Source organism: Sphingomonas sp. P3_C6, assembly GCF_056402595.1.
Map to the genome: position 1 here is coordinate 70,779 of NZ_JBFUHB010000001.1, position 12,698 is coordinate 83,476.

7 protein-coding genes are annotated in these 12,698 nt (G+C 65.3%); 1 reads left to right on the forward strand and 6 read right to left on the reverse strand.

Annotated features, from left to right (window positions below; genetic code table 11):
• Positions 1-30: 30 nt before the first annotated feature.
• Both AC1DT7_RS00325 and AC1DT7_RS00330 read right to left on the reverse strand, forming a co-directional pair.
• A complete protein-coding gene (locus tag AC1DT7_RS00325) occupies positions 31-2,172 on the reverse strand; it encodes a penicillin acylase family protein (protein WP_478033441.1) in 2,142 nt (713 codons plus the stop codon).
• A 114-nt stretch (positions 2,173-2,286) separates the two neighbouring features.
• Positions 2,287-4,593 (reverse strand): TonB-dependent receptor, encoded by a 2,307-nt coding sequence (locus tag AC1DT7_RS00330; protein ID WP_478033443.1) that lies wholly within the window; start codon positions 4,591-4,593, stop codon positions 2,287-2,289.
• Between the two features lie 226 nt (positions 4,594-4,819).
• Between AC1DT7_RS00330 and clpB the strand changes: the two genes are divergently transcribed.
• Positions 4,820-7,399: an ATP-dependent chaperone ClpB gene (gene clpB / locus AC1DT7_RS00335; protein WP_478033445.1), complete on the forward strand. Its 2,580-nt coding sequence runs from the start codon at positions 4,820-4,822 to the stop codon at positions 7,397-7,399.
• Between the two features lie 189 nt (positions 7,400-7,588).
• Here the strand turns inward: clpB and AC1DT7_RS00340 are convergent, their stop codons facing one another.
• Genes AC1DT7_RS00340 through AC1DT7_RS00355 form a run of 4 tightly spaced genes read right to left on the reverse strand, consistent with a single transcriptional unit; the run spans position 7,589 to position 12,610 of the window.
• Positions 7,589-7,924, reverse strand: coding sequence for a hypothetical protein (locus tag AC1DT7_RS00340; protein ID WP_478033447.1), 336 nt, complete (start codon positions 7,922-7,924; stop codon positions 7,589-7,591).
• 26 nt (positions 7,925-7,950) lie between these two features.
• Positions 7,951-9,462 (reverse strand): 2OG-Fe(II) oxygenase family protein, encoded by a 1,512-nt coding sequence (locus AC1DT7_RS00345; protein WP_478033448.1) that lies wholly within the window; start codon positions 9,460-9,462, stop codon positions 7,951-7,953.
• Positions 9,459-10,604, reverse strand: coding sequence for an aspartyl/asparaginyl beta-hydroxylase domain-containing protein (locus AC1DT7_RS00350; protein ID WP_478033450.1), 1,146 nt, complete (start codon positions 10,602-10,604; stop codon positions 9,459-9,461). The genes AC1DT7_RS00345 and AC1DT7_RS00350 overlap by 4 nt, the downstream gene beginning before the upstream one ends.
• An 8-nt stretch (positions 10,605-10,612) precedes the next feature.
• The gene (locus AC1DT7_RS00355) at positions 10,613-12,610 is read right to left on the reverse strand and encodes a tetratricopeptide repeat-containing sulfotransferase family protein (protein WP_478033451.1); all 1,998 of its coding nucleotides are present in this window, start codon (positions 12,608-12,610) and stop codon (positions 10,613-10,615) included.
• Between the last annotated feature and the right edge of the window lie 88 nt (positions 12,611-12,698).

A 12,698-nucleotide genomic window follows, 5' to 3' on the forward strand; every position in this document is an offset into this window, starting at 1 on the left:
CGCGGCGATTGCGACGCGCAATCGGGCCGATCAGGGCCGATAGACACGCTCGACATGGCTCTTGAGCTGCGCCGGGTCGAACCACACGGGCTTCAGCTGGTGCCTGACGAACAGGGGTGCCTGATCGGCATAATGAGGCGAATCGGGCCGGGTGGTGGCAGCACCGAAAGGCTGGATCGACTGCGAGCTGACCTTGCCCTGCCGGTCCCAGGCGATGAACATGATGAAGCTGTCGCCATGCTTTACCGCCAGCCTGCCATCGGGCGCCTCGTCCCACAGGGCGGCTGCGCGCAGCACATCGGGGCCGCCGTCCATCGGCAGGTCGACCTTGCCCTGGCGTACCCGCAGCACGGTGCCGAGCGGCGGATCGAGCCGGCCGAAATGCTTCGTCAGATATGCAGCAGCTATGCCCAGTTCCTCGCGCGGATCGGCTTCCGGGCGGCGCTGATAATGCCATTTGTTGCCGGCGCGCAGCAGCAGCGCGGCGAGCGCGTCGGCCGGACCCTTGCCGTCGTAATTCCAGTCCCATTTCGCCAGCAGTGCCTTGGCATCGATCAGCGACGCGTCGCCCCTGGGATCGACCGCCGCGATGTCCGCGAACCATTTCGCCGCCCAGCCGCCCCGGCTGACGCCGGTATCGAACTTGATGCGGTGAAGGTCCGCATCCGAGATGGACGGCGTCGCCCCCATCAGCTCAAGCGCGCGCGTCGCGCGATTGGTCGTATCGGTCTCGATGCCGAGCAGCCGCGAATAATCGGCCGGCTTCATTTCGGAGCCCGTCCCCGCTGACTGGAAGGGTGTGTTGTTGGCGTTGATCAGGAAACCGGAAGCCGGGTTCACATTACGTGGCACCTGCGCCCAGGGCACCGTACCGGCGGCAAAGTCGCGCGAGGTATCGCCCGGCAGGACCTTCGCATAATCATAGCCCGGCTTCCGGTTGAGGAAGCTCGCATTGTAGAAATAGGCGATGTTCCCGGCCGCATCGCCGTAAAGGAAATTGGTCGCCGGCACGCCCTGGATCGCCAGCGCTTTCTGCCATTCGGCAAAGTCGCGGGCGCGGTTGAGGCGGTAATATTCCTCGACCATCTTCAACTGGTCGGCGCCACCATAGCGCAGCGCAAAGGCGCCCTTGGCGTTCTCCACGACCGGCCCCTGGACGGCACGCAGCACCGTCTTCGGCACCGGCAGCACGAACGGCCCCCAGAGCTTCACATGAAGCCAGACCCGGGCCTTTTCGAGCGGCCGCCATTTCCCGTCGAAGCGATAGGCATCGCCTGCAGGGTTGAGGACCAGCTTGTAGATATCGATCAGGTCGGGCCGGTTGACCGTGTTGGTCCAACCGAGCGTCTGGTTGTGCCCAACCAGTGGATAGGGCGCACCCGGGAAGGTCGCGCCGGCGAAGTTCCAGCCGGTCTGCGAATGCACCACCAGCTCATACCAGGCGACGCCGCCGCGCCAGGGTTGGTGCGAGTTGGAGACGAGCCGGGTAAAGCCGTCGGCCGACCGCTTCGGCGCGACGACAAAGGCGTTGGAACCGTTCTCGTTGCCGTTCGGGCCGATCGGCGTGATGTCCGGCGCATCCGGCACCGGCCCCGCGCTCTCGGTCGGCAGCGGCGTGTCGCCGGCCAGCGCGCCGAGCACCGAATCCAGGCCGAAAAAGAAGGGCGAGCGCAGCACGAAGCCCGTCGCGATGTCCTGCCCATCAACCGGGAAGAGCTTCGCGAGCCGTACCTCGCCCGGATGCTTCTCCGCGTAACGATTCAGGCCCGAGGCATAGCCGTCGAGCAGCGCCCTGACATCCGCCGGCTGCGTCATGTAATCACGCGCCACCGTATCGCGCGCGCCGAGCAGATAGAGGACGTAATCGGTCTTCGCCCCGTCCCCACCCGTCATCGCGCCGAGCCGCCCGCGCGTCATGGCGAGCACTTCCTGCAAGGTCGAGAAATCATCCTCGGCATGGGCATAGGCGATGCCGTACGCCACATCGGGATCGGTCTTGCCGAAGATATGCGGCACGCCGAACGTGTCGCGCGCGATCTTCACGTCATAGGCATGGGCTGGCGGGGGTGCCGGGGCAGTCGCCGTCAGCGGCTCCCACACGGCAAGGCCGATTGCGATGGCGATCAACAAGACGGCCAATCCGGCCGCGCCCCGCACCAAAAATCGCCGCATCCACCCTCACCTGCTCTATTTTGCAGTGGGTGTAGCGGTGCCGGAGGCTCCCGGCGAGCGTGATCGCCGCCGTTCCTGCCCGAAGCGGGGAACGGCGGCGATTCGATTAGTTCATCAGAAGCCGGTCTTCAGCGTCACGAAGAACTGCTGCGGCGCGCCCGCGAGCAGGGTCTGGTTGTCGCCGCTGTTGCCGAAGCCGTTCGACCCGATGGTCGCGACATATTTCTTGTCGAACAGGTTGGTGGCGTTGAGTTGCACCTCGACTTTGCGCTCGCCGGGCAGGGTCACGCGGGCGCCGAGGGTCGCGTCGAAGATCACCTGTTCCGGCACCGACTGGTCATTGGTGTAGGTGAAGTAGCGGCGGCTCATGTAATTCGCACCGAGGCGGCCGAAGAACATGCCCTTGTCATAGGTAATCTCACCCTTGGCGAGGTGCTTCGGGCTGTCGACGGTGGTCTTGCCCTTGGTCAGCACGGTCGCGCTGACATTGTCGCGGTAGGTCGAGTCGTTGTAGCTGTACGACGCGAAGATGCCGAAGCCGTAACCGAGCTTCGCCTCGCCCGCCGCCTCGAAACCAAAGGCGCGGACTGCGCCGACATTCTGCAGGATCACCGGATTGCCGACGATGCCGGCCCCGGTCGTCACACCGAGCAGGCGGTTGCGGAAATCGATATAATAGGCGGCGATAAGACCGTTGAACCAGCGGTTCTTGAAGCGGGAGCCCACTTCATAGGTATCCGATTCCTCCGGCTTCAGCTTTGAGGTGGTGAGCAGTGCATTGAAGCCGGGCTGGGTGGTCGCGAACGGACCAGTCGTCGCGGACGAGACGAAAGCGCGCTTCACCTGGGTGAAATCGCCGAACAACTCGGCATTGTCGTTCAGCTTGTAGTTCAGGCCGGCATGCGGCTGGAACCAGTCGGTCACCTTGATCTTGCCGGCGGCAAGGCCGCCCGAGAAGATCGGCGCCGCCGAGTTACGCACGTCGAAACCCTTCCACCCGAAATCGAGCGTCAGGTCGCCGAGCGCGATTTTGTCCTGCACATAATATTGCAGCGTCTCGGTTTGATATTTGAAATCCCACTGGGTGAAGAAGGGATCGCTCTGGAATTCGAGCGAGTCGCGCGTCGGCACGTTGCGGCTGGTCAGATCGTAGAAGCGCCGTGCCTGGCGGAAATCATTCTTTTCGTACCAGCCGCCGACGGTGATGTCGTTGAAGCCAAGCTTGCCGCCGATAGAACCGAACACGCCCTTGCGGCGAATGTCATATTCGGTGGTGCGCACGGACAGCGGGGCGCCGCCCGGGGTAGGCGCGTAGGGCGTGTACCAGAGGCCCTGGCCGTGGTTCGAATGATAATAGGCCTTGAGCAGGCCGTGGATCGGTGCGTCCTTCGCCGTCTCGATGCCGAGCGAGGCGAGATAGTCGACGCGCAGGCCGGCCGCGTTGAAATACACGTCGTCGGCGGTGGAATACGGCGCGGGATAGGCGATCGGCGCGGTCGGATGCGCCGTGTTATAGGCAAGCGTATCGGCGATCACGACGGCGAGCGGATAATTGTTCGAGATATTGTCGTTGTTGAGACCGAGGCGACGGATCATGTCGAGCGACAGATCCTGATAGTCGTTCTCGCGGCGGTCCGAGAAATCGAAGGTGCCGACGAGGCGGATGTCGTTGATCGGCGCGACGAACTTCGCATTGACCTGATGCTGGCGCTGCGAGCCGAAGCCCTTCCACTTGTCCGTGTCGAGGAAGCCATAGGAGACATAGGCGCTCGGCCCGTTTTCGCCGAGCACGCCCGTGTCGAGCCGGCCGAAGGCGCGCACCGTATTCTCGCTGCCATAGGTGCCGTTCAGCGTCATGCCGAAGGTGGATTTGGGATCGCTCGAGACGAACTCGATCGTGCCACCGAGATTGTTGGTCGCCTGCGTCCCGATCGATCCGGCGCCCTGCGACACGATGGTCTGGCCGATATTCTCCGACGAGATCGCGCGGCTGATGTGCAGGCCGTTGGTGTTGCCATAGCTGCCGTCGCCGAGCGGAATACCGTCGAGCGTGAAGCCGATCTGGTTCTGGTTGAAGCTGCGGATCGAGACGCGCTGCGACCATTCATAGGCGCCGAAAGCGTCGGCAGCGGCGAAGTTGACGCTGGGCAACTTCTCGATCGCCTTGAGCGGGCTGGTGCCGGCGGCGAGGCGTTCGATATCGACCTGGCCGATGCGCTGAACCTGGCGGGTCTCGCCGCGGCCGACGACGATGATGTCGGCGGCGGGCGCTTCGTCCGCGGTGACGGGATCGGCGGGGGCATTCGTCGTCGCCGTGTCGTCGGCGACAGCGGCGGGCTTCTCGTCAGTGACGGCGGCGGTCGCGGCGAACGGCGTGCAGAGGGCAGTGCCCGCCAGCAACCAGGCGTTAAGATGACGCATGTCGATTGTCCCCTTGGGCGTGAATTTGCGACGCCCCTCCCGGCGTCGCCTGCCGCGTAGGCGTTGTGCGTTGCACAATTATGCGAAGAACAAGTCGTTACCGCGTGACTGGCGAGACAGGTCCGTGACACCTACCTGTGACGGTGCAGCCACGGCGTAAAAGTCCGGCCGAGAGACTTGTGTTGTAAATATACAACACCATATCGCTGGACCTGGAGGGACTATCATGAACCTGGAAAAATTCACCGACCGCGCAAAGGGCTTTCTCCAATCGGCGCAGACCGTCGCGATCCGGATGAGCCATCAGCGCATCTCGCCCGACCATATCCTGAAGGCGCTGCTCGAAGACGAGCAGGGCATGGCGGCCGGGCTCATCACGGCTGCGGGCGGCGACGCCAGGCGGGCGGTGGCCGAGAATGACGCTGCACTGGCAAAAATCCCCGCCGTCTCGGGCGGTGGCGCGCAGCAGACGCCCGGCCTCGACAATGACGCGGTGCGCATCCTCGACCAGGCGGAGCAGGTCGCGACCAAGGCGGGCGACAGCTTCGTCACGGTCGAGCGGCTGCTGCTCGCCCTCGCGCTGTCCACCACGACGACCGCCGGCAAGGCGCTCACCACGGCAGGCGTGAAGGCCGATGCCCTCAACGCGGCGATCGAGAAGGTCCGCGCGGGCCGCACCGCCGACAGTGCCGGCGCCGAGGACCGGTTCGACGCGCTGAAGAAATTCGCGCGCGACCTCACCCAGGCAGCGCGCGACGGCAAGCTCGACCCGGTGATCGGCCGCGACGAGGAAATCCGCCGCACCATCCAGATCCTTGCCCGGCGCACCAAGAACAATCCGGTGCTGATCGGCGAGCCCGGCGTCGGCAAGACCGCCATCGCGGAAGGCCTCGCGCTGCGCATCGCCAATGGTGATGTGCCCGATACGCTGAAGGACCGGAAGCTGATGTCGCTGGACATCGGCAGCATGATCGCGGGCGCCAAATATCGCGGCGAGTTCGAGGAACGGCTGAAGGGTGTGCTCGACGAGGTGCGCGCCGGCGAAGGCGACATCATCCTGTTCATCGACGAGATGCACACGTTGATCGGCGCCGGCAAGACCGATGGCGCGATGGACGCCTCCAACATGATCAAGCCCGCGCTCGCCCGCGGCGAACTGCACTGCGTCGGCGCGACCACGCTCGACGAGTATCGCAAATATGTCGAGAAGGACGCAGCGCTCCAGCGGCGCTTCCAGCCCGTTTTCGTTGGCGAGCCGACGGTCGAGGACACCATCTCGATCCTGCGCGGGCTGAAGGAGAAATATGAGCTGCACCACGGCGTGCGCATCACCGATGCGGCGATCGTCGCTGCCTCGACCCTCTCCAACCGCTACATCACCGACCGCTTCCTGCCCGACAAGGCGATCGACCTGATGGACGAGGCCGCCAGCCGGATCCGCATGGAGGTCGAATCCAAACCGGAGGAGATCGAGAATCTCGACCGGCGGATCATCCAGCTCAAGATCGAGCGGGAGGCGCTGAAGAAGGAAAGCGATGCCGCCTCACGCGACCGGCTGATCAATCTTGAAAGCGAGCTTGCCAATCTCGAACAGCAGTCGGCCGAGCTGACTACGCGCTGGCAGGGCGAGAAGGACAAGATCAACGCTGAAGCGAAGCTCAAGGAGCAGCTCGACGCCGCGCGGCTAGAACTAGAACAGGCACAGCGCGCGGGCGATCTCGCCAAGGCCGGCGAGCTTTCCTACGGCACCATCCCGCAACTGACCCGCCAGCTCGACGAGGCGCAGGCGACCACCAAGGGCGCGATGCTGCGTGAGGAAGTGACCGCCGACGATATCGCCGCGGTCGTCAGCCGCTGGACCGGCATCCCGGTCGACCGGATGCTCGAAGGCGAACGCGCCAAGCTGCTCGGCATGGAGGAAGCGCTGGGCAAGCGCGTGATCGGCCAGAGCCAGGCCGTGCGCGCCGTCTCGACGGCGGTACGCCGCGCGCGCGCCGGACTGCAGGAGCCGAACCGACCACTCGGTTCCTTCCTGTTCCTTGGCCCGACCGGTGTCGGCAAGACCGAGCTGACCAAGGCGCTCGCCGCGTTCCTATTCGACGATCCGGCGGCGATGGTGCGTATCGACATGAGCGAGTTCATGGAGAAGCACGCGGTCGCGCGGCTGATCGGCGCCCCTCCGGGCTATGTCGGTTATGAGGAAGGCGGCGTGCTGACCGAGGCGGTGCGGCGACGTCCCTATCAGGTCGTGCTGTTCGACGAGGTCGAGAAGGCGCATGGCGACGTGTTCAACGTGCTGCTGCAGGTGCTCGACGACGGGCGCCTGACCGATGGCCAGGGCCGCACGGTCGATTTCTCCAACACGCTGATCATCCTGACCTCGAACCTGGGCAGCCAGTATCTGTCGAGCCTGGCCGATGGCGCCGATGTATCCTCGGTCGAACCGCAGGTTATGGAGATCGTGCGCGGGCATTTCCGCCCCGAATTCCTCAACCGGCTGGACGAGATCATCCTGTTCCACCGGCTCGGGCAGAGCGAGATGGCGCCGATCGTCGATATCCAGGTGGCACGGGTGCAGAAGCTGCTGGCCGACCGCAAGGTCACGCTCGACCTGACCGATGGCGCCCGCGCCTGGCTCGGCCGGGTCGGGTATGATCCGGTCTATGGCGCGCGGCCACTGAAGCGGGCGGTGCAGCGTTACCTGCAGGATCCGCTCGCGGACCTGATCCTGCGCGGCGACGTGAAGGACGGGTCGACGGTGAAGGTCGATGAGGGCGACGGCAAGCTGGAGCTTGACGTCGGCTAGAGTCATTTTCAGTGTCGCTGAATCGGTGCCAGCATTTCAGCCTTGCTGAAACAGACGCCAGGAGCCGCCTTGCCCCACTGCGGCGTCAGAAGAAAATCGGGGGCATGACCCGTTCCAGCCGAGTCATGCCCCAGCACCATTATCGGGTTCGCCTGTATCGCGCTTCGCCCCCGGAAGCCGACGCGCGGATCAGCAACCTACCTTCCGCCCGCAGCCGCTGACCTGCGACTGTTGGACCATCTCCCGGTCGGTGCGGCGCTGCTCCGCCCATTGGCTTCGCGTCATGCAGATCTTCTTGACCGCCAGCCGGCTACCCAGAACCTCCTGGTTCTCGCAGACCATCTGGTTCGGATCGCGCTTCTTCGACGCCGTGCCTGCATCGTTCTTCTGTTCTGCAGCCAGCGGCGCCGGCATGAGGCCGGCGACCGCCGCCAGCAAGGCAACTCGGAAGGCGGGATTCATAAGCGATTCTTTCGGGACGTTGATCAGGCCTGGAAACTGCCGCAGACCGTCCAGAATGGCCATATATTTCTGCACGACGGTCGGAAGGGTCAGCGTGGCGGCGCAACGTCGAACGCGACAGTCAGCCTCTCCCCGTCGGCAAAGGGCAGGGTCCCGTGCCACATCCATGAAGGAAAGAGCACGAGCCTTCCTGCCCCCGGCTCGATCAGCCGACTGGGGGCCAGATCCAGCTTCAGCGCTGCCTGGGGTTCGCCCAATGCCAGCCAGCCTGCCTGCGCGTGCTCGTCCGGCCGGCGCGACGGAAGCGCGATATACAGCGCCGAGCTGATCCAGCCCTGTGGATGAACATGGTTGACATGGAATCCGCCGCCACGGAGCCGAATCGACCAACTGCCGGTGAAGCGGATTCGACGGTCACGCCGTGCGCCAAGGAGCGGGTGCCTGGCATCCGGCGGCGGGAGCTGGGCGACGTAGTGCGCGACGGCTTGCTCGATCGCCGTGCGCATGGCGCGGATCTCCGGGTCGATGCGGCTGAGAAGCGGGCCGTCGGTTTGAGTGCCGCCGCGAACCGACTGATCCAGATATTGCCCTTTCGCCATGTGGAGCGAGCGCAGACGATCAGCCAGCCTTTCCAGAGCAGGCAACGCCGGGCCGAGATCCACCACCGCGACGAGGTCCGGCGAATCCTCCAGCCAGGCGCTGCGAGGATCGCCCGTCAGCCGCCAGGCGGCCGCGGCATAGGGCCACATGGCCGCGGCACGATCCGTTGCCAGTTCGCGATCGATGAGCGTGGCGGCATCCGCTGCCTTGCCGCTTCTCAGCAGATGGCGGACCCGCCAGACCGCAAGGCGCGGCCGGGCGGAGACGGGGACGCTGTCGAAAAGAACCGTGGCGGTATCGTCTTCCCCCAGTTCCGCGGCCGCGATCGCCTCATATTCGGTCCGGGCGTCCTGCCCATGCCCCGCTTTCCCGGCTCGCTGCAGCGCCTCTCGCAGGCCGGCATAATTCTCGCTGCGCAGATGAAGATCGAACAGGCCCTGCCACAGCGCTCTTTCGCCCGGGAAGCGCTCGAGCGCCTGATCAAGAGAAGCAGTCGCCCTTTCGGGCCGCCCGAGCATCGATTGAATCTGGCCCAATTGCAGGTGACCGTGAATCCACCTCGGCTCTTGATCCAGAATCGCCTGGAGTTCGGCCGCCGCCTGTTCCCCATGGCCCGTCGCCAGGCGCGCGGCGGCCAACCCGAGCAGAATGTCCCCGTTCGCCGGCGCGAGGCGACGCGCCTGCTCGAACAGCGCAACTGCGTCCAGACCGGCTTCAAGGGCCACATGGGCACGGCCATGGGCAATGCTCACCACGGCCGGCGCCAGGCGTGCGGCCTGCGCGAAGGATCGTGCTGCGGCCGCATGCTCGTCAAGCGCCCGCTGGAGCAGTCCGGTCCATTGCCACAATTGCGCATTGGCCCCTTGCGCCGCCGCGCGAGTGAGCAGGGGAAGGGCCTGTTCTTCCTCACCCTCCCCGAGCGCGAGTTCCGCCAGTTCGGCGAGGCTGCTCGCGTCTGCCTGTCCCAGCCGAGCCGCAGCGAGCCGGGACGAAAAGGTCACAGGCCGCTTGCCGCGGCACCGTCTGCCGCGATGAGCGCCGCGACCGCCTCGCGCTCGATCGCGGTCAGATCCGGATGCCAGATATCGAAGATGAGCACCACGCGAAGCTGGTCGCTCGGATTCGCTGCCTCATGCTCGATCGTATCGTCGAACACAAAGGCTTCTCCCCGCCGCCAGAAACGCGTTTCAGCGCCGACCCGGAACCAGCAGCCTTGGGGAACCACCAGCGGGAGATGGCATACGAGCCGGCCGTTGCTGACGCCGACATGCGGGGGAATGACGGTGTCGGGTGCGAGCAGGGAAAACATCGCGTTGGGAGAAGCCCCGGGGATCGCCGGCTGCGGGAGCCGGGAAAGGAGATCGAGCGTGCGGGGGCAATAGCGGGCATTGGCCTCGATTTGCCGTCCGTTCTGCCACAGATGAATCGCCGTCCAGTCGGCATTGTGGTTAAGCGGCTGCCACTGGCGAAGCGGGAGATGGTCGGCATATTGGATATAGGGGACGAGCTCGGCTCGCTCGGCCCCCATCACCGTCTCGAATTCCTCCTGGATTATGTCGGTCGCCGCCTCAAGCGTATCGAGCCAGTCGAAATGGCGCCGCGGATGGAACTCCCGCTCCACCAGGCCCGGAAAGTGAAAGTGGGTGGGCTCGCTATGATAAGGGCGCGTCCGGCGCAATGCATTGTTCCGGAAGCGCGCAATACGCGCACGCTCCTCTTCGTCGGCGCGCTGCTCCACCGGCGCCATGCCAGCCTTCAGCCTGGCTTCCCGCAGATCGAGCCATTCGGCATATCGGCGCTCGCCCTGTTCGAGCACCACCGCGATCTGCGGCGGCGGCGCGGCCTGCGGTCTCTGGGCAAGCGCGTGGCCCCACGCCTCTCCCGCTGTCTCGTCACCCAGGCGATCCAGCAGCGTCGCCCGCATCAGCAGCGCGGTGAAGTCCAGCGGGGAGATGGCGAGCGCGCGGTGCACCGCGTCGAGCGCCACGCGCGGCTGGCCCGCAGCCCGGCTCACCCCCGCGAGTTTCAGGAGGATGGAAAGATCCTGCGGCTTAATCCCCGCCGCATCCCGAAGCAGCGCCTGCGCCCGCGTGAAATCCTGCGACGCCGAAGCGCGATCCGCTTCCGCGAGCAGTGATCCCACATCCGCCGTCAAAGCGAATAACCGAACTTCGCGACCCAGGGTTCGAGCGTCGGCAGGATCGGCTCCAGATGTTGCCGGTACCGCTCCCAGCGACCTGATGCGCGCTTGTAGATCGGCTCGATGACCTGCGAGTAGCTCGCGGTGGTGATCAGGCCCCGGGACAGCGCCGTGCGACGGTGGTCCAGCACATCCTCATGCCAGTCGAGACCCAGGAAATCGAAAAGGGGACGAACTTCCGCCTCGACATTGTCGACCAGTCGTTCGTAGACGATCGTATGCATCTGTACCGGGAATAATTCACGCGACCGTTCCCAATGCCTGAATACCAGATCGTAGAAATCGGCCGCGTCCTCCAGGCGCAGGAAATTGGCCATCGCGTTGTTGAGCTGGAAACTGCTCATGAAGCAACTGAGCAGCACATCGCAGGGATGGCGCAGGGCCAGGATGAAACGCGCCTTCGGGAACAGGCGCTGGATCAACGGCACCTTGTAGAGGAACAGCGGCGATTTATCGATGAGCAGCCGGCCATTCGGGACCGTGCCGACCTTCGCCATCTCCTCATAATAATGCGCCCGCGCGCGGGCGATCGCCGCCTCGTCGAGCGTGGGGATCGCAGCTAGACCGCCGATCGCCTTGTCGACCAGATTCAAGGGCGGCTGTTCCTCAGTCACTACCGTTCCGGGGTGGCCCATCAGGATCGTATCGAGCAGCGTCGTCCCAGATCGGGGGAACCCCACCAGGAACACCGGATCGGGATCATCGGCAATCGGCCGCGCCGTCGACCAGGTAGCGGGCCAGCCCGGCGCGAGCACGTCAAGCTCCCCGCGCAATTCGTCGCGCAGTTCGGCCCCGCGGCGTACGGGATCGGTCGGCCCCTCCTGCAGAAGCTGGGTGAATTGCTGGAAGGCATCGAAGGCCTCGTCGCTCCGGCCGAGGCGATCGAGAAGCATCGCGCGGAGATGCACCGTACGCTCGGGCTCGATATCCGGCGGAACCAGCGCGAGACAGGCAAGCGCCTCCTCGAACCGTTGCGCCCGACGATGCTCAAGCGCGCGCAGGAACGCCAGCGGCCCCTCGCCAATCCCGTTCTCCGTCGCCAACGCGATCAGCGGCGCAAACCCCTCCTCGCGGTTGGTATGCTCATACTGGATCGCGAGGCCCAGATAGGCGTCCACCAGCGTCGGATCGAGCGCGATAGCCTTGCTGAAGGCGCGCAGTGCATCCTCGGTCCGACGCGCCAGCCCGCATTCGACGCCGAGCTTCAGCTGCAGGTCGCCATTCTCCGGATTGCGCGAAACCGCCTCTTCGATGACCGGGAGCGCATCGTCATATCGTCCGTCCAGCCTCAGCTGGAGGTAGAGTTCGTTCAGCGCGCGATCATCCTGCGGGAAATCCTCGGCAGCCCTGCGCAGGACTGCTTCCGCCTCCGCCGCTTCTCCGGCCGAGCGGAGTGCAAGGGCAAGGTTGAGCCGGGTCGGTGCCGCACGCGGATCGAGCTCGACGGCGCGTTTCAACGCCGCGACCGCGCCGGGATAGTCCTCCAGCCCCGAACGGGCGTTGCCGAGATTGTTCCAGCTCTCGAAATCGTTCGGCGAGAGCGCCACGACATGATCATAGGCCTCGACCGACGCCTCGAATTGCTCGAGCGACTGGGCGAGGAAACCCCGATAGCGGGCCACGCGCAGCGACGGATCGGCGAAAGCGAGATCGCGGCCGGCGATGTCGAGGGCACCTGCCTGGTCGCCCGTTTCGATCAATGCCGCGATGAGATTGCACGCGATGGTGGCGTCGCCCGGCCGATGGCGATGCGCCACCCGCAGATGTGTGATCGCCCCCGCCGCATCCCCCGCGCGGCTCCGCAGCATGCCGAGAAAGGCATTGAGGGCAACCAGATCGCCCCCCCGCAACAAGGCTGCCTCGGCAAGCGACCGCGCGCGCGGGACATCGCCTGTCCGGGCGGCGTCGATTGCCTGCCGGAGGGTCTCGGCCGTGTCGGAATCTAGCATGGGAACACTTGCCACCATATCAGTCTGGACCGCCCCGCCCCGCCAATGCAATCCCGAAGCACCGCCGGTATAAAAAAAGGGGCGGCGG